This is a genomic window from Arcicella aurantiaca (assembly GCF_003148625.1).
Classification (GTDB): domain Bacteria; phylum Bacteroidota; class Bacteroidia; order Cytophagales; family Spirosomataceae; genus Arcicella; species Arcicella aurantiaca.
The window spans coordinates 1-23573 of record NZ_QGGO01000013.1 but is presented as its reverse complement, the minus strand read 5'-3'; the positions used below and the strand labels follow the sequence as shown (position 1 = coordinate 23573).

22 protein-coding genes and 1 tRNA gene are annotated in these 23573 nt (G+C 35.9%); 14 read left to right on the top strand and 9 right to left on the bottom strand.

Features of this window, described 5'->3' with window-relative positions; all coding sequences use genetic code 11:
* Positions 1 to 30 precede the first annotated feature (30 nt).
* Complete coding sequence (locus LV89_RS13090) at positions 31 to 2436, bottom strand: ABC transporter permease (protein WP_109743355.1); 2406 nt, start codon at positions 2434 to 2436, stop codon at positions 31 to 33.
* A gap of 288 nt (positions 2437 to 2724) precedes the next feature.
* On the opposite strand from LV89_RS13090, the gene LV89_RS13085 reads away from it, so the two are divergent.
* The 7 genes from LV89_RS13085 to accC all read left to right on the top strand — a co-directional run bounded on the left by LV89_RS13085 (position 2725) and on the right by accC (position 8657).
* Complete coding sequence (locus LV89_RS13085; protein ID WP_109743354.1) at positions 2725 to 3414, top strand: YceD family protein; 690 nt, start codon at positions 2725 to 2727, stop codon at positions 3412 to 3414.
* Positions 3415 to 3456: 42 nt separating this feature from the next.
* On the top strand, positions 3457 to 3651 hold the full coding sequence (rpmF, locus tag LV89_RS13080; RefSeq protein ID WP_109743353.1) for a 50S ribosomal protein L32: 195 nt from the start codon (positions 3457 to 3459) through the stop codon (positions 3649 to 3651).
* 260 nt (positions 3652 to 3911) lie between these two features.
* Positions 3912 to 4850 carry a phosphate acyltransferase PlsX gene (gene plsX / locus LV89_RS13075; protein ID WP_109743352.1) on the top strand — a complete coding sequence of 313 codons (939 nt, stop codon included), beginning with the start codon at positions 3912 to 3914 and terminating at the stop codon, positions 4848 to 4850.
* Positions 4851 to 4945: 95 nt separating this feature from the next.
* Positions 4946 to 5935 (top strand): beta-ketoacyl-ACP synthase III, encoded by a 990-nt coding sequence (locus LV89_RS13070; protein WP_109743351.1) that lies wholly within the window; start codon positions 4946 to 4948, stop codon positions 5933 to 5935.
* Positions 5936 to 6033: 98 nt separating this feature from the next.
* A complete protein-coding gene (gene efp, locus LV89_RS13065; protein WP_109743350.1) occupies positions 6034 to 6597 on the top strand; it encodes an elongation factor P in 564 nt (187 codons plus the stop codon).
* Positions 6598 to 6686: 89 nt separating this feature from the next.
* The gene (accB, locus tag LV89_RS13060; RefSeq protein ID WP_109743349.1) at positions 6687 to 7154 is read left to right on the top strand and encodes an acetyl-CoA carboxylase biotin carboxyl carrier protein; all 468 of its coding nucleotides are present in this window, start codon (positions 6687 to 6689) and stop codon (positions 7152 to 7154) included.
* A 159-nt stretch (positions 7155 to 7313) separates the two neighbouring features.
* Complete coding sequence (gene accC / locus LV89_RS13055) at positions 7314 to 8657, top strand: acetyl-CoA carboxylase biotin carboxylase subunit (RefSeq protein WP_109743348.1); 1344 nt, start codon at positions 7314 to 7316, stop codon at positions 8655 to 8657.
* A 121-nt stretch (positions 8658 to 8778) separates the two neighbouring features.
* Here accC and LV89_RS13050 read toward each other — a convergent pair.
* The 3 genes from LV89_RS13050 to LV89_RS13040 all read right to left on the bottom strand — a co-directional run bounded on the left by LV89_RS13050 (position 8779) and on the right by LV89_RS13040 (position 10528).
* Positions 8779 to 8849: transfer RNA gene (locus tag LV89_RS13050), tRNA-Gln, on the bottom strand.
* Positions 8850 to 9101: 252 nt separating this feature from the next.
* Complete coding sequence (fabD, locus tag LV89_RS13045) at positions 9102 to 9977, bottom strand: ACP S-malonyltransferase (RefSeq protein WP_109743347.1); 876 nt, start codon at positions 9975 to 9977, stop codon at positions 9102 to 9104.
* 131 nt (positions 9978 to 10108) lie between these two features.
* Positions 10109 to 10528: a thiol-disulfide oxidoreductase DCC family protein gene (locus LV89_RS13040; RefSeq protein ID WP_109743346.1), complete on the bottom strand. Its 420-nt coding sequence runs from the start codon at positions 10526 to 10528 to the stop codon at positions 10109 to 10111.
* 227 nt (positions 10529 to 10755) lie between these two features.
* Here LV89_RS13040 and LV89_RS13035 point away from each other — a divergent pair, with 227 nt between their 5' ends.
* Both LV89_RS13035 and LV89_RS13030 read left to right on the top strand, forming a co-directional pair.
* Positions 10756 to 11346 carry a Crp/Fnr family transcriptional regulator gene (locus LV89_RS13035; protein ID WP_229201515.1) on the top strand — a complete coding sequence of 197 codons (591 nt, stop codon included), beginning with the start codon at positions 10756 to 10758 and terminating at the stop codon, positions 11344 to 11346.
* A gap of 263 nt (positions 11347 to 11609) precedes the next feature.
* Positions 11610 to 12026, top strand: a complete 417-nt coding sequence (locus tag LV89_RS13030) for an OsmC family protein (RefSeq protein ID WP_109743345.1) — start codon at positions 11610 to 11612, stop codon at positions 12024 to 12026.
* A gap of 118 nt (positions 12027 to 12144) precedes the next feature.
* Here LV89_RS13030 and LV89_RS13025 read toward each other — a convergent pair whose 3' ends face one another.
* Both LV89_RS13025 and LV89_RS13020 read right to left on the bottom strand, forming a co-directional pair.
* A complete protein-coding gene (locus LV89_RS13025) occupies positions 12145 to 12627 on the bottom strand; it encodes a protein-tyrosine phosphatase family protein (protein ID WP_109743344.1) in 483 nt (160 codons plus the stop codon).
* Positions 12628 to 12710: 83 nt separating this feature from the next.
* Positions 12711 to 13637: a cation diffusion facilitator family transporter gene (locus LV89_RS13020; protein WP_109743343.1), complete on the bottom strand. Its 927-nt coding sequence runs from the start codon at positions 13635 to 13637 to the stop codon at positions 12711 to 12713.
* A gap of 420 nt (positions 13638 to 14057) precedes the next feature.
* On the opposite strand from LV89_RS13020, the gene dnaG reads away from it, so the two are divergent.
* Entirely contained in the window at positions 14058 to 16151 is a 2094-nt protein-coding gene (gene dnaG / locus LV89_RS13015; protein ID WP_109743342.1) for a DNA primase, read from the top strand.
* Positions 16152 to 16204: 53 nt separating this feature from the next.
* Complete coding sequence (locus tag LV89_RS13010) at positions 16205 to 16708, top strand: SixA phosphatase family protein (protein WP_109743341.1); 504 nt, start codon at positions 16205 to 16207, stop codon at positions 16706 to 16708.
* A 177-nt stretch (positions 16709 to 16885) separates the two neighbouring features.
* On the opposite strand, the gene LV89_RS13005 is transcribed toward LV89_RS13010, so the two are convergent.
* Positions 16886 to 17725: a hypothetical protein gene (locus LV89_RS13005; protein WP_109743340.1), complete on the bottom strand. Its 840-nt coding sequence runs from the start codon at positions 17723 to 17725 to the stop codon at positions 16886 to 16888.
* Between the two features lie 631 nt (positions 17726 to 18356).
* Here LV89_RS13005 and LV89_RS13000 point away from each other — a divergent pair.
* Positions 18357 to 19139, top strand: a complete 783-nt coding sequence (locus tag LV89_RS13000) for a response regulator transcription factor (protein ID WP_109743339.1) — start codon at positions 18357 to 18359, stop codon at positions 19137 to 19139.
* A 361-nt stretch (positions 19140 to 19500) separates the two neighbouring features.
* Here the strand turns inward: LV89_RS13000 and LV89_RS12995 are convergent, their stop codons facing one another.
* Positions 19501 to 21519, bottom strand: coding sequence for a tail fiber domain-containing protein (locus LV89_RS12995; RefSeq protein WP_109743338.1), 2019 nt, complete (start codon positions 21517 to 21519; stop codon positions 19501 to 19503).
* A gap of 58 nt (positions 21520 to 21577) precedes the next feature.
* Entirely contained in the window at positions 21578 to 21709 is a 132-nt protein-coding gene (locus LV89_RS25810) for a hypothetical protein (protein WP_262509861.1), read from the bottom strand.
* 244 nt (positions 21710 to 21953) lie between these two features.
* On the opposite strand from LV89_RS25810, the gene LV89_RS12990 reads away from it, so the two are divergent.
* Both LV89_RS12990 and LV89_RS12985 read left to right on the top strand, forming a co-directional pair.
* Positions 21954 to 23132: an aminotransferase class V-fold PLP-dependent enzyme gene (locus LV89_RS12990; protein WP_109743337.1), complete on the top strand. Its 1179-nt coding sequence runs from the start codon at positions 21954 to 21956 to the stop codon at positions 23130 to 23132.
* A 170-nt stretch (positions 23133 to 23302) separates the two neighbouring features.
* A partial coding sequence (locus LV89_RS12985) for a hypothetical protein (protein ID WP_211321191.1) occupies positions 23303 to 23573 on the top strand: 271 nt, incomplete at its 3' end.

The following is a 23573-nucleotide window of genomic DNA, read 5'->3' as shown; positions in this document are numbered from 1 at the left end:
ATTCGCAAATCGCTTTTTCGCTTATAATATCTACTCCGTTCTCAATGATTTTACAGGGTTTGCAATTGCCGCTTTTATTGCTTGATAACTCACCGTCAGTAATGTTATCAGCACCGCAACAACTATCACTAAAACGAATACTCCCAATCCAATATTTATCTTGTATTCGTAGTCTTTGAGCCATTCGTTCATGGCATAATAGGCAATAGGCATAGCAATTCCGCAGGCAATGAGTACCAACATTACAAAGTCTTTTGAAAGTAGTTGCCAAAGGTTTAATACACTCGCTCCCAAAACCTTTCTCACGCCAATTTCTTTGGTACGTTGTTCTGCCATGAAAGACGCTAAGCCAAATAAACCCAAACACGAAATGAAGATTGCCAAAAGTGCAACAATAGCCGCTAAATTGCCCACCAACTCTTCGTAATTGAACTTTTTAGCGTATTGTTCATCGGCAAATTGATAGTCGAATGGAAAACCAGGATTATATTTCTCAATAATTGGTTTAATCTTATTGATAGCATCAGAAGCCGACATACTTGGGTTGAGACGAACTACTAACTTATTTACCCAAGTTTTGTTAAATACAATAGTTAAAGGGTTTATTTTTCTGAAAGGAGACTCCATTTGCATATCAGGAATTACGCCAATCACTTTCAGATTTGGACTGTTACCCCATTTTAATGTTTCGCCTATGGCATTTGCTATCCCTTTTTTATCTAAACCCATGCGTTTTACGGCGGATTCATTTAAGATTACGCCTAAGGAATCACTGGCAAATTCTTCTGAAAAATCCCTTCCTGCAATCATTTTAATACCCATTGTTTTTACGTAGTCGTAACTGGTAGCAATGGTTGAAAAAATTACCCCTTTATCATTTGGTTGACTTCCTTTCCATTCCCAGCCTCTGTTGTTACTCCAAATTTGGGTAGGTTCTGAATTACTTTTTGTAATTGAAGTTGCTGCTCCAGAACTTACTAACTCATTGCGAATTGCTTCATGATGTTTATCAATATCTTCTGTCCAACTGATTGATATTAAGCCTTTTGTCGTAAATCCAACGGGGCGGTCTTTACCATGACTTACTTGCTGATAAATAATGATAGTACCTATCATCAAAATGACCGAACACGCAAATTGAACCACTACTAAAACCTTACGAGGCAATGAACTTCCCCTTCCTACGTGCAGATTTCCTTTGAGTACCCGTACAGGATTGAATGCCGATAGATAAAACGCTGGGTAACTTCCCGCTAATAAGCCCGTTAAAATGGTAAATGCAATCATAATCGTCCAGAAAAGAGGATTGTTCAGTTGCAAACTCATTTCCTTTTCGGTCAGCGTGTTGAAGAACGGTAGAGATAAACTAACCAAAACCAAAGCAAATAAGAAAGCAAAGAAGGAAATCATGAGCGACTCACTCAGAAACTGCCCAATTAATTGTTCTCGTACCGAACCCACAGCCTTGCGGATTCCTACTTCTTTGGCTCTTTTTTCAGAACGAGCGGTGCTTAAATTCATAAAATTAATACAGGCAATTACCAAAACTAAAAGCCCCAAAATTCCAAATAAACGCACATATTTAATGAATCCGCCTGTATTTACCCCGTTTTCAAACTCAGAATAGAGTCTCCATTTAGCCATTGGATGAATAAATATTTCAGGTTTAATAGTGTTGAACATCAACTTATCGTCTTTGAAATGGCTACGTACCAACTCTTTTACTTTGGCATTAACATTCGCCTCATTTGCTTCTGGACGTAATTGCACAAAAGTTTGATATGAATTATTGCCCCATTCCGTATCTTGGTTCTTCATCCAAGGATAAATGCTCACTTGTAATTGCCAAGGCAATAAAAAATCAAATTTTAAGGTGCTATTATGTGGTTGTTTTGCTACAACGGCAGTTACTTTTACATCTGTTTTATTATCAAATTTTAATACTTTCCCGATTGGGTTTTCATCGCCAAAAAAGGCTTTTGCTGTTTCGTCAGTCAAAACAATTGAATACGGGTCGTGTAAAGGGTTTTTATCTCCTTTGAGGATATTTAAAGAAAACATATCCACACCATCTTCGCCCAAAAAATGTCCTTCTTTCAATAGTTTTTTTGTCCCCAATACCAATGAGCTTTTTGAACCCCAGTCGCACATAGCTACTCCTTTAAAATCAGGATATTTAGTTTTCAATTCTACACCAATTGGAAATGGAAGTGCGTCCTGCGTGCCACGATGCCCGTCAAAAGTTTGGTGCATTTTTACCTGATAAAGGGTTTCGTAATTTTTATGGTGTTTATTAGCAGATACTTCATCATATATCCAAAGTCCAATAAGCATAGCCACTGCCATACCAACAGCCAATCCAGCAATATTGATAAATGAATAAACCTTATTTCTAAGAAGGTTTCTGAGTGCGATTTTTAAATAATTCTGTAACATCTTATCAGAGATTAAATAGCAGGGTTAAAGGAATTTTTCTGCTTTTTTGAAACAAATTTTTCTTTGTACTAATAAATAGTCTAATGCTATGCCAAAAAGGTAAGTGTTTGATTTTTAGTGAATTGAAGAGTGGTGGTTTGTGGAAAGTGTACGAAAACGAACACTTTTTGTGCGTATATGGACATACTCCAAACTACTAATAACCAACAACTTGTAAGTAATATTTAAAACAATCCTTTTCTTTCTAAAAAAAACTCACTAATTTTGCAGTCTTTTCAATGAAAGTCTGTGAAAAAGAGCATCTTAAATACTTATAAAATTGACATCTTTCGCCTCGAAAACAAGCAACATTTGCATGAATTTGAAGGCGGTGATGATTTTTTTGTAGCACTTGAACAAGATTTAATTTCTAAAGGGAATTTCAAAGCTACTGTCGTTTTAGATAAAAGTGAAACGATGATTCAGATGGTTTACAAAATAGTTGGTAGTGTAGAACTAACTTGTGACCGTAGTTTGGATACATTTGATTTTCCATTCGATATTACTCAGAAAATGATTTTAAAATTCTCTGACCGTACCGAAGAAATTACAGAAGAATTGATGTTGATTGACCGTAATACACAGTATATCAACGTTGCTCAAGATGTTTTTGATTTTATTGGTTTACAAATTCCGATAAAGAAATTACATCCAAGATTTACGCATGACGAAGTTACGTATGAAAGTCTGATGAAAAAGTTTGAAGACGAATACGAAGAGGAAGATTTTGATGAGGAAGAAGAAGATGATGACGATAATTTTGACTTTGGAGACGATGACGATGATTTTGAGTGGAACGACGATGAGGTAGAAGATGAAGGAGAGATAGTTTACTCAACAATTAAAGAAGGAGATGAAGAAGACGATGAAATTGAAGAGCAATCAGACAAGGCAATTGACCCACGCTGGGCAGCTTTGATGAAATTAAGAGAAAATTAGTATTAAATAAAAATAGAAATCATAAATTAAGGAAATAAAGAAATGGCACATCCTAAACGCAGACACTCGACGACTCGTAGAGATAAAAGACGTTCACACGACTTTGGAACTCCAAAAACCATCACTACTGACCCGACAACTGGCGAAATTCACTTACGTCACCGTGCTCACGTATTTGAAGGAAATCTTATGTACAAAGGCAAAATGGTAGTTGAAGGCTACGCTGCTCAAGTATAAGTAACACTAACTATTGATTAATACTCATTTCCAGATAAAATGTTACATTTTGAATAAATTGATATAAATCAAATTAGCTTAAAATGAGGCATTATAATCTGTGTTTTGAACATTATAACAATAACATCCTGATAGTTTCAAAGATTGAGATATTTTAAAATAAACTCAAACTTTGAAACTATTTTTACGAAAAAATACTGTTTAACACTTCATAAACTATTATTTTTGTGGTCAGATTGTTTAACCAGAAAAATATATTAATGAAGATAGGTATTGATGCAATGGGCGGAGATTTTGCTCCCAAGGCAATCGTAGAAGGAATTATTTTAGCAGCTAACGAAATACCTGCTGACACTACCATCGTATTGATAGGTAATGTACAGGATATTCAGCAAATAATTGATAATCAGAACTATAAAGGGACTAACATTGAAATCGTTGAAGCAAATGAGACTATTGAAATGGGTGAACACCCTGTTAGAGCATTACAATCTAAACCCAATTCCAGTATCGGAGTTGGGTTTAAACTTTTAAAGACAGGCGAGATAGACGTTTTTGCATCAGCAGGAAATACAGGTGCAATGATGGTTGGTTCTTTGTTCTCAATTAAAACAATTGAAGGTGTTCAACGTCCACCAATTGCAGGTTTTGCACCACAAATAGATGGTAAATTAGCCGTTATTTTAGACATTGGTGCAAATGCCGACGTGAAGCCAGAAATGCTTGCTCAATTTGGTGTCTTAGGTTCTATTTATGCAGAAGCAACGATGGGTATTGATACGCCAAGAGTTGCTTTGATGAATATCGGAGAAGAAGAAGAGAAAGGTTCATTGGTAGCTCAACAAGCTTATAAATTAATGAAAGAAAATACTTCCATTAATTTTATTGGAAATATTGAAGGAAAAGACTTTTTCAAAGGAAAAGCAGATGTTATCGTAACAGATGGTTTTACAGGAAATATTCTCCTTAAAATGGGCGAGTCTCTGTACGGAATTATGAAAGATAGAGGAATTAGAGACGAGTTTTTGGATAAAACAAATTACGAAGCTGTGGGTGGCAGTCCGATAATTGGGGTAAACGGAAATGTCATAATTGCCCATGGTTCGTCGTCGGCAACGGCGGCAAAAAATATGGTTCATCTTTGCCGTAAGGTGGTTGAATCAAAAGTTACTGAAAAAATTAAAGAAGCATTAAGTTAGGGGTTGGGGATTAGGGATTAGGGGTTAGGGATTAGGGTATATTGCCCAACTCTTACCCCTAATCCCTAACCCCTAATCCCTAACCCCTAAAAAATATGACCAAAATTACTGCTGCAATTACAGGCGTACAGGGATACGTTCCCGAAGATATTCTTACGAATGCTGACCTTGCCAAACTTGTTGATACCAATGACGAATGGATAACTTCTCGAACGGGAATAAAACAACGTCATATTTTAAAAGGAGAAGGGAAAGGAACATCTGTAATGGCAATAGAGGCGGTTAAAGGCTTATTAGCTAAAACCAATACAAATCCCGAAGAAATAGATTTGCTAATTTGTGCCACTATTTCACCCGACCATTTTTTCCCTGCAACAGCCAATATCATTGCAAATGCCGTAGGTATTCCACAAGTGGGTTCTTATGACATTGCGGCGGCGTGTTCTGGTTTTTTGAATGCCCTTACAACAGGAGCAATGTTCATAGAATCAGGGCGTTACAAAAAAGTAGTAGTAGTAGGTGCGGATAAAATGTCGTCAATTGTTGATTATACAGACCGTACTACTTGTGTACTTTTTGGCGATGGAGCAGGAGCTGTTTTATTAGAAGCTAATTATGAAGGACTTGGTATTCAAGATTTCATTCTAAAGTCAGACGGAGCAGGAGCAAATCACTTGATTCAAAAAGCGGGTGGTAGTGCCTATCCGCCAACTCACGAAACAATTGATAATAGATGGCATTATATCCATCAAGAAGGTCAAGCAGTTTTCAAATTTGCTGTAACCAGAATGGCAGATGTTTCGGCAGAAATTATGGAAAGAAACAACTTGACAGGCGATGATATTTCATTCTTAGTACCACACCAAGCCAATAAACGTATTATTGACGCAACGGCAAATAGAATGGGAGTAGGGCCAGAAAAAGTAATGATGACCATTCAGAAATACGGAAATACAACCGCTGCAACTATACCATTGTGTTTGTGGGATTATGAGTCTCAATTGAAAAAAGGAGATAATTTAATCTTGGCTGCCTTTGGTGGTGGATTTACTTGGGGAAGTATTTACTTGAAATGGGCGATATAAGTGATTGAAATTCAGTCATGATACAACATTAAAATAGAACAAAATAGAAAATTGAGCATTTAGGAAAGACTAATTCTCAATTAAATTAATAAACAGAAATGGCAAATACCGCAGACATTAAAAACGGATTAGTAATTAAATACAACAACGATTTGTTTTCAATTATTGAATTCCTTCATGTAAAACCAGGAAAAGGTCCAGCCTTTGTGAGAACAAAGTTGAAGTCATTAACTTCTGGAAAAGTAATTGACAATACCTTCAACTCAGGCGTAACAATTTACCCTGTACGTGTAGAACGTCGTGCTTTTCAATATCTTTATGCAGAAGAGTTTGGTTTTACTTTTATGGATATTGAAACGTTTGAACAAATCACCGTTAATAAAGAAATGGTTGAGGCTTCGGACTTGATGAAAGAAGGTCAAGAAGTTGAGATTCTTATCAATACAGAAACAGATTTGCCAATTTCTTGCGAAATGCCAATGTTTGTTGAGTTAGTAGTAACTTATACAGAACATGGAATTAAAGGGGATACAGCCAACGCTCCTAAAAAACCTGCAACCGTAGAAACAGGAGCAACGATTACTGTACCATTATTCATCCAACAAGACGAAAAAATTAAAGTAGATACTCGTACTTATGAGTACGTAGAAAGAGTTAAATAATTGAGGTATTGGCTGTTAGGTATCAGGTTTTAGGTTTTTCGCCTATCGCTAATACCCAACACCTAATATCTAACCCCTAAAATAAGAACATGGAAAATAAAGAAATCCAAAAACTCCTTGACTTTATTGCACAGTCAACGCTTGATGAGGTAAATATTGAAACCTCAGAATTGAAATTATCTGTAAAAAGATATGGCGTTGCTCCAGTAGTACAACAAGTAGCAGTCGCTGCTCCAGTTGTCGCTGCTGCACCAGTTGCGGTAGCCGCTGCTCCTGCAAGTCCTGTTGCTGCACCAGTTGCTGCTCCTGTGGCTTCAAACAGAGTAACTATCAAATCTCCAATGATTGGAACATTCTATCGTTCAGCTGGACCAGATAAGGCTTCATTTGTAGAAATTGGAACAGAAATTTCGAAAGGGAAAACAGTTTGTATCATTGAAGCAATGAAATTGTTTAATGAAATCGAAGCTGAAATCTCAGGAAAAATTGTTGAAGTTTTGGTTGAAAACGCAACTCCAGTTGAATTTGACCAACCACTTTTTGTTGTAGAACAGTAGGCAGTTATCAGTTATCAGTTATCAGTTATCCATAAGTCATAATTGATAGCTGATAATGAAGATTGCTTATTAGTTTTATTAAAAATGGTTATTGAGAAGACGTAACAATAGAAGTCTATTGTACTGATGACTGATAACTGATAACTGATAACTGATAAGATGTTTAAAAAAATACTTATTGCCAATCGTGGTGAGATTGCCCTTCGCATTATTAGAACGTGCCGAGAAATGGGAATCAAAACGGTAGCAGTTTATTCAACTGCCGACCGTGAAAGCCTCCATGTTAAATTTGCTGATGAAGCCGTTTGTATTGGACCTCCACCAAGTCGTCAATCGTACTTAAATATTCCTGCCATTATTTCAGCAGCCGAAGTAACAGGAGCTGACGCTATTCACCCAGGTTACGGATTTTTATCTGAAAATGCTGAGTTTTCAAGAATTTGTGCTGAATATGGTATCAAATTTATTGGAGCAACTGCTGAGCAGATTAATTCAATGGGAGATAAAGCAACAGCTAAGGCAACCATGAAAACCTCTGGTGTTCCTGTTATTCCAGGGTCAGAAGGTTTGATTGATACTGTTGAAGAAGCTAAAGCTTTAGCGAAAGAAATTAAATACCCAGTTATCATTAAAGCTACGGCTGGTGGTGGTGGACGTGGTATGCGTATTATCCGTCACGAAGATGAATTTGAAAAGCTTTGGGATGATGCCAAAACTGAATCAGCGGCGGCATTTGGTAATGATGGTCTTTACATGGAAAAATATGTAGAAGAACCTCGCCACATTGAAATTCAAATTGTAGGTGACCAATTTGGTACAGTTTGTCACTTGTCAGAACGTGATTGCTCAATCCAACGTCGTCACCAAAAACTTTGTGAAGAAACCCCTTCTCCTGCTCTTACGCCAGAATTGCGTGAGCGTATGGGTATTGCAGCTATCAAAGGTGCAGCAGCCATCAAATATGAAGGTGCAGGAACGATTGAATTCTTAGTGGATAAAAATGGAGATTTCTACTTTATGGAAATGAATACTCGTATCCAAGTAGAACACCCAATTACAGAAGAAGTTACCGATTTTGACTTAATTAAAGAACAAATCAAAGTTGCAGCAGGTATAGCTATTTCTGGGCAAAATTATTTCCCGAAATTATATGCTTTAGAATGTAGAATTAATGCTGAAGACCCTTCAAATGGATTCCGTCCATCTCCGGGGAAAATCACTAATTTACATTTACCGGGCGGTCATGGAGTACGTATTGATAGCCATGTTTATTCTGGATACACCATTCCACCAAACTACGACTCGATGATTGCTAAAGTAATTGTTTCGGGTCAGAGCCGTGAAGAAGTGCTTTTAAGAATGAAACGTGCTTTACAAGAATTTGTCATTGAAGGTGTCAAAACTACGATTCCATTCCACATTAAATTGATGGATGATGAACGTTTCAAATCTGGACAGTTTACAACTGCCTTTATGGAAGGTTTTGATTTGACTAATTTGTAAGAAGATAGAGAAAAGTAAAATGCCCTTGAATTAATTTTCAAGGGCATTTTTATGGATTTGATTTCTCCTTGAATCATATTGGACTATAAAACAAAAAACCTCTCATTGCTGAGAGGTTTTGTTAACCGACATGGATTCGAACCATGAATAACGGTACCAAAAACCGTTGTGTTACCATTACACCATCGGTCAATCTGTTTTCTTTTTGACTTAATGTCCTTCTGAAAAGTGATGCAAAATTACACTTTTAATCGTTATGTGTCAAGTCTATTCAAGAAAAAAAATGAAAAAAAATAATAATATTTGCTAAGTTGTTGAAATTGTGGAGGTTAAAATTGATAAAAAAATGCACTCAATTGATTCAAAAGTAGATAAAAATGAAAAAGGTCTAAAAAACATGAGATTTATGCCTTTTAGACCTTTCAAGAATCTATAATTGAAAAATTAAACGCCTGCGGTTTCTACTTCAGCATTGATTTTTTTAACTAAACCTTGTAAAACTTTACCCGGACCACATTCTACAAATGAAGTTGCTCCGTCAGCAATCATATTTTGAACTGATTGCGTCCAACGAACAGCTCCTGTTAATTGAGCAATCAAATTAGCTTTAATTGTTTCAACATCAGTTGAAGGTTGAGCATTTACGTTTTGATAGATTGGACAAGCTGGACTTGTAAAGGTTGTTGCCTGAATAGCGGCTGCTAATTCCTCACGAGCTGGTTCCATTAAAGGAGAGTGGAATGCTCCGCCAACTGGCAATGGCAATACTCTTTTTGCACCAGCTGCTTTCAATTTTTCACCCGCTTGTGCAACGCCTTCGTTTGACCCAGAGATTACAACTTGTCCTGGACAGTTATAATTGGCAGCTACGACAACTTGGTCGGTTACTGAGGCACAAATCTCTTCAATAACATTATCGGCTAAATTGAGTACCGCAGCCATTGTTGAAGGATTAGCTTCGCAAGCCTTTTGCATTGCTAAAGCACGGGCAGAAACTAAACGTAAGCCATCTTCAAAGCTTAATGCACCTGCTGAAACCAAAGCTGAGAATTCGCCTAATGAGTGTCCTGCAACCATCTCTGGTTTGAAATCCGCAGTTTCTTTCGCTAAAATAACAGAGTGTAAGAAAATAGCAGGTTGAGTTACTTTAGTTTGTTTGAGTTCTTCGTCAGTACCTTCAAACATGATGTCGGTAATGCGGAAGCCTAAAATATCGTTGGCTTGCTCAAAAAGAGCTTTTGCAGATGCTGAATTGTCGTATAGGTCTTTGCCCATACCTCTGAATTGTGAACCCTGACCAGGGAAAACGTATGCTTTCATATTCAATGAATGATTGAGTTAATGTGTGAATACAGTGAGCGAAAAGCGATTTGCGAAAAGCGAATGTAGCTTTCAATAAGCTCATATTGTCTCATTTTCTTGATTACAAAATTAACTATTCTGACACGCTATTAACTATTCTCAACCAAAAATCTTTCTTTTAGGTCGGGAGTAGGCATACGACAAGTGTCTGATTTACCGAATATTCTGTACCGATTTTGGGCAATAATGTTGTAGAAAAAATTGAGAATAGAAGTTGGCAGAATCTTGAAAATGGAAAGGTATTTCCACAAACCCGAAAGTTGTTTGGTGATTTCTAAAGCTGCTTCTGCTTTTTGGTATAGCTGATTATTTTTGATAAGAATTACAGAATCAAAATCCTCCGTGTTTTTATTGAATTTGCGTAACGTTTTTTGCCCAAAATCAGATTGTAAAGAAGCGAATTTGAAGTTTTTTTCAGGGTCGTGGTCGATAATGAAATTGATGGATGAATTGCAGAAATTACAAACTCCGTCAAAAAGAATTATTTGATATTCCTTTGATTTGGGCATCACAAAAATAGTTTTAAGTATATTATGCAAACATGAAACTTGTTGAAATGATTCTTTGCTTTAAATTAATCAGGTTTAACCCAACGTCATTTTAACTTCCCGAAAGTTTTGAACTTTCGGGAAGTTTGTCTACAAACAATAACGTATAAATTTCTTAACTGAACGATATTGGGGGTTAACCTGTCTTTCCATTGACAGCTTGGAAAGCTGTCCTACAAATTAACAAAATGATGACTGAAATAAATTTACTAAGAAATGCCTTAAAATCATTTGCAGGAATGAGCGATGAAGCCTTTAATTTGTCGGAACAACATTGGCAAGTTAGAGAATATAAAAAAGGAGAACTCTATAACGACTTTCAACAAGTGTGTAAATATTTGGGTTTTGTAGTGGACGGTGTTTTTAGGACTTATTATTTAGATGAAAAATCGGGTGATGAGAAGAATGTTTTTTTCTATACTCACAACCAAATTGTGGTTTCGTATGCCAGTTTTATCAATCAAGTGCCTTGTCATTTTTATACGCAAGCAATGGTCAACTCAAAGGTAATTTACATTCATATCGACCATTTGTTGGGACTTTATCGGCAGTCGCACGAATGGGAGCGTTTGGGGCGGTTAATAGCCGAACAAGCCTCAAATGTGGCTTTGAACAGAACTGAAAGTCTATTATTTCAAACGCCAGAAGAACGTTATTTAGATTTGGTAGCTCAGCATCCAGATATAATGAACGCCATTCCTTTGTATCATATTTCTTCGTATTTGGGCATACAAGGACCTTCTTTGAGTAGAATTAGAAAAAGGTTATCAGGGAAGTAAAAAGATATTTACGAATTGTTGTTAAGGAATTACGGAATCTTCAATGTATGTGATTTAGATTCTCCAACTTTTTAAAAGTTGGAGAATCTCTTTTCAACATATTTTAGGATGGAAGATTTGCTAACTTTGAAAAGTTAGCAAATCTCTTCTGAAAATATTTTATCAACTCTAAACGATTTTAACTTGGGTTAAAGTTTTAGTAATATTTGATGTTGAAATTTGTGTCATAATTAAACAGTAATTAACTCAAAAACACAAAGAATATGAAATTTACAAGACAAGCATCGGCAAATTGGAAAGGTACAGGAATGGAAGGCGTTGGAACCGTTTCTACGCAAAGTACAACTTTAGATAATGCACAATTATCATTCAAAACTCGTTTTGCTGACGGTGTTGGTACAAATCCAGAAGAATTAATCGGAGCGGCACATGCAGGTTGTTTTTCAATGAAATTTAGCTTTGTTTTGAATGAAGCAGGTTTTACGGCTGATAACATTGATACAAATGCAAAAGTGCTTTTTGAAGATGGAAAAATTACGAATATCCATTTAGATTTACAGGCTTCAATTCCAAACATCACAGAAGAACAATTCCAAGCGGCGGCTTTAGATGCAAAAGCAAATTGCCCGATTTCGCAATTATTGAATACTGAAATTACTTTGACGGCTACTTTGGTTTAAGTAGGTGTTAGGGTTTAGGTGTTGAGTTTTAGTATTGGAATTTAACATATCAAAGCAAATACCGATTTCCACCAATAAGCCCTGACAATAGCTAAAACTATGTCAGGGCTTATTGATTTTATTTCATTTTCAAAACAAATTCTTCTACCCAGTTTTTTTGAATATCAGAATCAGGTACTTTAATGCCTCTTATTTTGATAATTAGGTCAAAAGCTTTTTGGGTAGATAATCCATTTTTTGCTAAAATACTGGCAGCAATCATGGAAGTTCGCCCGATTCCTCCTCTTGAGTGAAGCAAAACTTTTTGATTATCCTTTATTTTTTCGGCAAGAACAATGACCAATTCTTTTGTTTTTAAATAGCTGTCAGGAACATTACCGTCCTCAATAGGGAATTTAATAAATTCAAACCCTTCTCTTCGGCAATCCATTCGTTCATATTCTAAATCTAATTCTTCATTTTCTTCGTCGGTCAGAAAACTTACGATTGTATTGATTCCTAACTTTTTCCAATGAATAATTTCTTCTTGAAGGTCATCACCACCCAAAGGTCTGGACATGATGCCGAGGTTTTCTTCAATCCAAAATATTCGTGTTTTCATGTTTTAAATTTGTGAATTGTGATTGAGTGAATTAGTGATTTAAGATTTTGTAAATTCACTCATTCACAAATCACTAAATACAATTATTTCCATTCCTGTAAATCTGGTTCGATATAAATCCATTTTACTTCTGGAGCTTTACTTCTAATATCATTCTCAAATTTATTAATCATTTGGCTGATTTGTATAGCTGTTAAGTCTGGTTTACATTTGATTTTTATACACATTAATACTTCACCGGGACCTTGTTGAATGGTAATACAGTTGATTAATTCTAAAATCTCTGGACTTTTTTCTGCTTCTTTTTCTACCAAATCATTAATCACAGAATCGGCACTTTCGCCAATAAGTAATGATTTTACCTCAACAGAAAGAAAAATTGCCACTGCAATAAGTACAACGCCAATCGCTAAAGAACCCAAAGCATCATAACGTCCATCGCCTGTGTAGTAGGCTGCAAGTAAGGCGGTTATTGCAAGAATTAGCCCAAAAACAGCGGCAGAGTTTTCGCCAAAAATGACGATTAAATCACTGTCTTTGGTATTTCTGATGTACTCAACGAAGCCCGTATTTCCTCTTCTTTCGTTTAATTCCACAATGTTTGAATACGTTGCGTATCCTTCTAATGCCAATGAAAAAACTAAAATACCAATTGCCCATTCAATATTTTCTACGGGTTCGGGATGACTGAATTTGTGTAAGCCTTCATAAATAGAGAACATTCCACCGATAGAAAATAATAACATTGCCACCATAAAAGACCAAAAGTACACCGAGCGTCCGTAGCCCAATGGGTGTTTTTTATCGGCTGGACGTTTAGACTGTTTTACCCCAACTAATAAAAGTCCTTGGTTGGCACAGTCGGCGAAGGAGTGAATTGTTTCGGCAAGCATAGAACCTGAACCTGTCATAAACGCTGCTACTCCCTTTGATGAGGCAATGAGGACGTTTACAATTAAACTTTGAATGATATGACCTGTACCGTGGTCGTTGGATTTTTCTTTTGACATGATGATAAGGTAAATGAATTTCTATAAACAAATTTACGTTATCTGTTTCCTAAAAGGATATTTAATGACTTGTTTTTTGTTGTTAAGGTTTTTTAAACACGTACTAAATTCTGCCACAAAGACACGAAGGCTCTAAGTTTTTTACAATAGAATACAAAACGTAGAGTCTTTGCGTCTTCGTGGCAAAGTCTAATATGTTTTGTCAGGAAGGCACAAAGTCTCTAAGTTTTATAAAATGTTTGTGTCTTTGTGGCAAAGTCTAATATGTTTCGCCATGAAGGCACAAAGTCTCTAAGTTTTATAAAATGTTTGTGTCTTTGTGGCAAAGTCTAATATAAATCTTAGTGCCTTAGTGTCTTCGTGGCAAAACGCCAAAAACTTCACAAAAAAAACGTAATTTTGAACAAATAATCAAACCCCATGCGTATAGACGAACAAACCATAGAACGTATCCGACAAAGTGCTGACATTGCCGATGTAATTGGTGATTATGTGTCTTTGAAGAAAAAAGGAGCGAACCTTTGGGCGTGTTGTCCTTTTCACGGAGAAAAATCTCCATCATTTTCAGTATCGCCCGCAAAAGGAATTTACAAGTGCTTTGGCTGTGGAAAAGCAGGTGATTCTATCCGTTTTATTATGGATATTGAAGGCTTAGGTTACGGTGAAGCCTTACGCCATTTAGCTAAAAAATACGGAATAGAAATTCAAGAAAGTGTTTTGACGGACGAACAAATGTTGGCTCAAAACGAAAGAGAAAGCCTTTTGATTGTCTTGAATTATGCCAAAAATTACTTCCAAAATAATCTTTTTAAACACGAAGAAGGTCAATCCATCGGTTATCCGTATTTCAAAGAAAGAGGTTTTTCTGATAAAACCATTAATACTTTTGAGTTAGGTTATAGCCTTGAAGGTTGGGACGCATTTACGAAAGAAGCCCTCAAAAATGGGTATAGCTTAGATATTTTGGCAAAAGCAGGTTTGACGATTTTGAAAGAAAATGAACAAACTGCTAATCCAAATGCTCAAAAATCCTTCGACCGTTTTAGAAATCGGGTAACATTTCCGATTCATAATGTGGCAGGAAAAGTGATTGCTTTTGGAGCAAGGATTCTGAAAGCGGATAAATCGCAAGCTAAATATCTCAACTCGCCCGAAACCGAAGTTTATCATAAATCAAATGTTCTTTATGGTATTTTTCAAGCCAAAAATGCCATCAGAACGCAAGATGTTTGTTATTTGGTGGAAGGTTACACCGACGTAATTTCTCTGCACCAAGCAGGCATTGAAAACGTAGTGGCATCGTCGGGAACGTCATTGACTACTGAGCAAATCCGCTTGATTGGTCGCTTTACGCAGAATATTACTGTTCTGTATGACGGTGACTCGGCAGGTATAAAAGCGTCTCTAAGAGGAATGGATATGATTTTGGAAGAAGGACTTAATGTGAAATTAGTCGTTTTCCCAGAAGGAGAAGACCCCGATAGTTACGTTCAAAAGATTGGTTCAGACGCATTTGTCAAGCATATTGAAGACCACGCTGCTGATTTTATTACTTTCAAAGCAGAACTTTCCTTGAAAGAAGCGGGGAGTGACCCCTTCAAACGTGCTGAGTTGATTAAGGATATGGTGGGAAGTATTTCCAAAATTCCTGATTCGATAAAACGTTCAGTATTTTTTCAGAAAACTGCTAATTTGATGCAGATTGATGAACAATTACTGATTTCGGAAAGTAATAAAGTTTCTATTGAACGAGCAAAACAGAAAGATAAAGACCGAGAAAGAGAACAAAATCGCCAGCGTTTACAGAATGATTTGCCGAAAGGTGTAACCGTCAGTAAACCAACGCCTCCGCCACCTGCATTTGATTTGGACGGTATGATGAGTTTTTCGGAAGAAGAAGAGTTTTCTGGTTTTCCAGTTGATTTTGTTCCTGCTCAACCTGTCAATAATCCCGTAATTGATTCTCCTGAAGCACCGAGAACGGTTGTGTCTGGCATGGGAATTCAAGAATTGGAGTGTATTCGTTTACTGATAAATCATGGTACAAAAGAAGTTGACCCCGGTGTAGCTCCAGGAGTGACTTTAATGCAATATATTTTATCAGAAATTGATGGGATGAACTTTGAAACGCCCATTTATCAAGAAATTTTGACCATATTTCGGGAACAATTTTTGCAGGGAAATATCTTGAATGCTCAACATTTTATTGGGCATCGACTTGCCAATATTCAAATGGAGGCAATCAATCTTTCTACCGAGCGTTACAGTATCTCGGAAGCATGGGTAAAACACGATATTCACGTGCCAACGGAAGAAGATAAATTAGCGGATTTAGCATTTCAGAATATTCTTCGTTTGAAAAAAGCGTATAACGAACAACAAATGAAAGGCTTAATGAAGCAAATGTCGCAAACAAAAGATTTAACTGAACAAACTCGTTTATTAGAAATGTTCATGGAAGCGAAAGAAATTGAAAAACAAATTGCAAAGGAATTAGGGTCGGTTGTGAAATAAGCATTCGAGAAATATCTAATCACTATAAATATTAATCATTACAAATAATACCAATGACAAAAACACTGTATTTAGTCCGCCATGCAGAGGCTTCCCAATCGGTTAGTCCTGACCTTGTTCGTCCGCTTGTGTCCAACGGAATGATTGATGCGGCAAGAATGGGGAAACATCTTGCGTCAAAAATGCAAGGAATTGACCTCATATTAACATCAAATGCTGAACGTACACAAATGACCGCACAAGTTTTTTGTGAACAATTAGGGGTTGATAATGAGATAGTTAGGGTGGAGTCTGCTCTTTATGAAAGTTCACCAAAACATTATTTAGATGCCGTGAATGGGCTTTCAGAAGAAGTTGATTCAGTGATGATTGTGGGGCATAATCCGAGTATTAGCTATTTTGCAGAATATCTTACGCATGAAGAAATTGGCTCAATGCCAACTTGTGGCGTAGTAGGAATGACGTTTGAGAACTTGACATGGGCGGAGGTTTCAAAGAAAACGGGTCACATGACATTCTATGATTCTCCAGATGGAATAATGGGAATTAAGATATAGAATAGGGGTTAGGATTTAGGGGTTGGGTGTTGAACTGGTTCGCCAAGTTGTACTTACAATTACGATTGATTCGATTTACGATTAAAAATTCCAACTCGTCAAGGTTACGCACCCCGTCTAAATCGAATCAATCGTAAATAATCTTGGGATAACTTAACAACCTAATCTATCTAACCACTAATACCTTCTACCAATCACTACTTTACCTTCATTTTCTTCCGTCCAGCCCACAATTTTGAAAGGCGAATTCTCTTCAAAAATAATGGATAAATTTCGCTTCAAATCGGGATAATTTAGGCTGTATATTTTTAGTTTTTTACCTGTAAATTCTTTCCCATCATAATTTTTAAATTCCGCTTTTACCGATTGTACTTCTGGCGTTTTATGAAGTGAATTCCAATAAGTTAAACTTGGAATAATCTCAAATTCTCCTTGTGGCAACGTTGCTGGATTTTGTCTGATTTTTGACCACATTTCATCTTCATTATGGGTTTTGCTCAATGCTAAGTGTTCACCATCTTTCTTAATTAAATTTCCTTCAATCGTCACAGCGTAAGATTTTGGGGCAAATGTTAATTTCATAAATCCAGTTCCATTCAATTCTTGTACCGAGCTTGAAACCTCCAAAGCATGAGGTCGAAGCAAAATATTTAAAGGCATAAGCGTTGAGGTCGTCACGGAATTTTTATAATTTATACTTTTTTGAGTAAAGGTACTTGCAAGCATCTGAATATGCTCTTTGGGTTCAGTTTGTTCAAAATCTTGCAAAGTAAAAGAAAGCATGGCTTCTGCAATTTTTACAGAATCTTGTTTTAGTATAAACAGAGATGTTTCTGTTCCTTGTTCTTTCCAATAATTATTAAACGTTGCCTCTATTTCTTGATTGGTATTTTTAACAACAGGTTGAACTGTTTTAGGAGCGTCTTGTTGAAAAATAGTTGCTTTTTGTGCAAAGGCAAAAATGACTGCCAATGTGATACAAATGGCTAAAAAGTTATTGCGGATAAATTTGTCCATGATAAAAAATGATGAAATTAAGGGAAAGCAATTTACACATTTTCGGCAAATACTATTACATAAAAGATTGATTTGCAACTGACATTATACAGGCATGAATAGTTTAGCTATATTAGCTGAAATGGTAATTTAGGATAAAATATGGTGTGATTTTTGTCGTAAAATGACTTCAAAGAAATAACAATGATTATTGGTGGAAATAAAGAGAATTTAATAGTTAGGGGAACCGTTTTTTTCAAGATTATTGACGGTTGCTTTGATTGAATTGGTCTTTAATCGTAATTATGGACAACTTAACTAACCAATTCTGTTAGGTAGTAAGTCTAATAAAAAAACAAAACCTTTCGTGTATAAACAACGAAAGGTTCTATTCTTAAAAATAAAGTAGCGGCTTTATGTTTAAAACACGAAAATTTTCTAATAAATGGTTAATTTGGCGATATTATTAACAATTGTTAAATATTTCCTTAACAAAGGTCGTATTCAAATGAGTTAATTACAATACCTAAATTAGGTATTTTAAGTATTTTCTTGTTTGTTTTGTAAGTTTTTGAAATTCAGAGGGTTGTGTACTCGGTTTGTTGTGTCGAAAAAACAATGACGTTTTTTAATATTTATTATTCTACAATTTATGAGCAATCAATTTGAAAATATCCTTAATCAAGCAAAAACGGTTTGGACAGAGTTTGCAAAAGAAAATTCTGAGAAACCAGAGGAAAGTTTGTACAACAAAGAGTCTTTAGATTTACTTTCTAAAAACTCGCATACTGTCATTGCTATAATAGGGCTGAAATCTTACAAGAAACTCTATATTAGTAGTAATGTGAAAGAAATGTTTGGCTATACCGCCGAAGATAACCCTACTTTAGGCGTTTTGGTATATGTTCAAATGATGACTTTTGACCATGCCCTTTTTCCAATTACAGCAGGACGTTGGTATCTGAAATGTTTAAAAGACACTTCTTTTGAAGATAAAGAAAATCAAAAAATTGCCTTTGTTGGAGCAAAAATGCGAACCAAAAGAGGAAAAGTCGTGAGAACTTTTATTCAAACTACTCATTTAGACGAAGACAAAAATCGTAATCCGATTCATGTTGTCAATACCATTCAGAATATTACTCATTTGATGAAAGATGATTTTTGGTGGATGAGATATACTTATGGTGAAAATTTTTCAAAAGTTAAATATTACGATTCTTTAACTAAAAAGACGTATGAAAGTGACATTCTTTCCGACCGAGAAAAAGATATTTTGAGGTTGATTCAAGAAGGACAAGATTCTAACGAAATAGCAGAAACGCTCTTTTTGAGTTTAGCTACCGTTCATACCCACAGGCGAAATATGCTCGCCCGTACAGGTATGAAAGATATTACAGCACTTCTGCAAGTAGCTATTTCTGTTGGCATGATTTGATAAAATCAGAATTTAGTATCAGAGAAAATGTGTTTTAGCCTAAACTTTCCAACAATTATTCTGTCTTTGATATTGAGTTCATTTTTCTTGTTATCTCCTCCAAAAACTTTCACGTTGAATGTTCCTGTAATAATTCTCCCGTCGGAAACTCTTTCTGTTTTTGTAATGACAAAAGCATTGGGACTTTGTTTTTATACTAATTTAAAAAAGTTATTGCGTATCTGAGTCTCAACGGAAGTCGTCGTTCAAAACGACGACTTCCGTAAAGTACGCATCAAATCTTTAAAATTGGTTTTAGATTTGCTATCACAATTATAAAAAGTTGATAACGTCAAAGAGAGGATTAAGGTTAAGTTCTTTTTTATTTACCAGTTAAAGAGTTTGAGGCAGAAAGCATGGCTTCAATTTTATCTAAACGATTTCTCAAATCTTCATTCTCATTTTTTAATTTTTTCAAATCGTTATTCTCATTTTTTAATTCTTTCACTGCCTCAATCAAATGTGGAATAATACCAATATAATTGACTGATAAAAAGCCTTTTTCATCAGTTTGGACTAATTCTGGAAAGATTTTTTGCACTTCCTGAGCAATTAAACCCGTTTGTAAATCTTGACTTCTGGATGCTTCTATCCATTTAAAGTGGTAACCTTTTAATTGGTATATCTTTGATAATGAATTATTTAGTAATGAAAAGTTTTGTTTCAAGCGTTTGTCTGATGTTTGGATTAGGTTTCCGTTCAGATAGCCACTACCCGCATTATCAACCCAAAATCTCCAAGAACCGCCAATAAATAAACCGACCTGAGTATCCGTTTTCATGCCCGCAAAAGCCGTCCAAGTAGTGTTTGCCGCATTATTTAGGTATATACCAGCGGTATTTGAGCCATTAGCACGCAGACGTATTCTGTCTTTAATATCCAAAATATAAGCTGGATTTGATACGCCAATGCCCACATTACCTTGCCCAGCAATATCATTTATCAGCACGTCTGAGCCTGCTTTGCCCCCACGGATATAAGTGTCTTCATTTGCTCCATAATAAAAATGGCTTAAATAGGCACTACCCATTATATCCATTTTGGCAACGGGAGTATTTGTACCAATACCTACATTGCCACTTTGTGTTATTAAGGCAATTCCATTATCACTATTAAATCTTCCACCGATTCCATAAAAACTATTTCCGCTAACCCCCGGACCTAATCCATTGTGATTTCCATATACCCCTGAACCTAAATTATTATTTGAATTCGATTCTCCATATACTCCACTATATTTATATTGATTTGGTTCTAAAAAATTAGACACACCATAAACGCCATACACATCAGATTGCCCATAGACCCCTCTGAGACCACCCACACCATGAATTGCACTACCAGTCGTACCGCTTTTTTCACCAAAAACCCCATAGTTACTACCAATTCCATGTACGCCATAATAGCCTTCGCCTTTTACACCATCATATCCGATACCATGTACACCAATACCAGCTTGAGTTTCACCTTTTACCCCAGTTCCTGCACTTTGGTGCAAACCTCTAATGGCAATACCTATATTATTTTCTGAGCTATTTGTTACTTCGAGGGCGTTTTTAGCATTCGTAGGAGCTAAGTCTGATAGCTGAATTTTTACGGTGGTTTCAGTAGCTGAAACAAAATTAGCTGCATTTCCACTACCTGTTGCTTCACCTTGAATTGCTTTGCCACTTACAGTTGTGCCTTTTAGTCCAATATTCAAATTGGAATTTCCAATTATACCTACGCCGTTTGCCGTATTTTCGCCAAAAACACCCACTCCCGACGCACTTTGTGACACACCTTTTACACCTATGCCCGTTGCCCCAAATGCCTTTCCACTCACTCCCACACCATTTCCAGAATGTTCGCCATAAACACCCATACCATTGGCATTAGTTGATAAATTGAAACCTGCCACACCGATAGATTGTAGCGTTGGGCTCGTTTTATAAGCATTACCCACAACGCCAAAACCTTGGTCGCCCTGAATATTGGCTCTTATGCCAGTGCTAAAGCCAGATGAAGCATTATTTGTTAAGGATAATAGTCCATCAGAACTACCAGTTGTACCGAATTGTAAAATTGGCAAATTTAGTTTTGCCACATTTAACCAAAGACTACCCGTAAAAAAATTAAGGTCTTGGGCATTTACATCATACACCAATGCTCCCGCCTGCACACCTATAATTCCCTCTTTTGCACCAGTGTTCATACGTGGCGGGTAAAATGCTTTGGTGGTACTTTTTACATCTAAAATAGCCGATGAATGTGGTGCTGAACCATCAGTATTTACGCCTATTTGGGCATAAGTAGTTAGAAAACAGAAAAATAGAAGAAGAGAAAGTAGTGTGTTTTTCATGAGATTATTACTGATTTATGAGTTCAAAATTAGTTGTTCATATTTGTTAGATAAATTTTCAATTTGCTTGATGATTTTCAGCTTTCGCAAATTTCCCTTCTTGAATAGTCAAAAACGCAAATTCATTTAAAGTCAACACATAAATAGTAGCTTGTTTTTGTGTTTTTAAGAAAGTTTTGAGTGAATCCAACGTTTTTGGATATTGAGCAAACCTTGCGTGTAGAAGCAAATGAATGAGAATATTAGGAAGAATTTTTCAAGATTTTGAGGTTAGGAAAGTTGAAAAGTTTTCTCAATAATAGAATAAAAGCCTTGTTAATCAAAGGTTTACAAGCAGTATTTAGTTTACGGTACGATTTGTACAAAAATTAGAGGTTGTGGCAAAAACTTTTTCGTATTTTTAGAAAAAAATCATTTCTGGAAATCAACAAATTATGCTTACTTGTCAAAAATCTTTATTTAGTCTCGACGAAAACGTCCATTATATCAATTGTGCCACGATGTCCCCCAACCTGAAATCAGTTGAACAAGCTGGAATTGGTGGTATTTTACGAAAATCAAAACCTCATCTTATCACGCAAGAAACGTTTTTTGAGACGACTGCTCCTGTAAAAAAACTTTTTGCCCAACTTATCAATTGTCCAGATTCAGAGCGAATCGCTTTAATTCCGTCCACCTCTTATGGAATGGCAATCGTTGCTCGTAATTTAGCTTTTAAACCAAATCTTCGGGCAGGACAAGAAATCTTAATGGTACATGAAGAATTCCCTTCTGACGTGTACGCATGGGAAGGCGTTTGTATGGACAAAGGTTTGAAAATTAAAACAATTTCGCCTCCTAATACTTTAAAGAATCGTGGGAAAATTTGGAATGAAACGTTTATCAATTCTATCAATGCTAATACTTGTATGGTAGTAATTTCTCCTACACATTGGGCAGATGGAACACGTTTTGACTTAGAAGCTATTGGTCAGCAATGTAGATTATATGGAGCTTTATTTGTAATTGACGGAACACAGTCGGTAGGAGCATTGCCTGTTGATATTCAAAAAATCAGACCAGATGCTTTAATAAATGTAGGCTATAAATGGCTTTTAGGACCTTATTCGTCGGGTGTGGCATATTTTGGAGAATATTTTGACACAGGTTCACCCATTGAACGCAATTGGATAAATCGGGTTGGTTCGGAAGAATTTAGAAATTTGATAAATTATAGCGACCATTATCGCCCCAAAGCCGACCGCTATAATGTAGGAGAAAGAAGTAATTTTATTTTGAATCCGATGTTAGAGGCATCATTGACCCAAATTTTAACTTGGGGCGTGGATAACATTCAAGCCTATTGTAAAAATTTGATGGCAGAACCTTTGAAATTGTTGCAAGAAAAAGGTTTTTGGGTAGATGAAGAACCATATAAAGCTTATCACTTAATAGGTTTGAAAGTGCCAAATGGGGTAGATATTACAAAAATACAAACGGCTCTAAAACAGAGAAATGTATTAGTTTCTGTTCGTGGAGAATCCATACGTATTGCCCCACACGTTTATAATGACCAAAATGATATTGATGTTTTAATAGATGGTCTTTTGGCAGGTGTGATTATTGGTGATTAGTTATTAGTGATTAGTTATTAGTGATTAGTTATTGGTTATTAGTTATTGGTTATTAGTTATTGATTATTGGTGATTAGTTATTGGTTATTAATACTCTACCCGATGAAAAATTAGAATTAATAAAAAAAGGCTGAAATTTGTAGTTCTCAAGCAACAAAACCAGCCCTTTAATGAAAAATATCATCAGTAGCAAAATTAAAAATTTATTTTCAGAAATCCCATTAGCCAAGAATTTAGCCAGACAAACGTTTATTTCAGAGTTCACTCTCGGTATCATAAAAAGTAGAAATGTCCAATTCAAAGAAGTTGGATTACATTTTACAACTGACTCAAAAGTGGAGTCAAATGAAAGAAGAATACAAGCATTTTTTAAAGATTTTGAATTTGACTATCAACAAGTTGCTATCCTTTTAGTAATGTTTTTACCCAAAGGTAAATTGA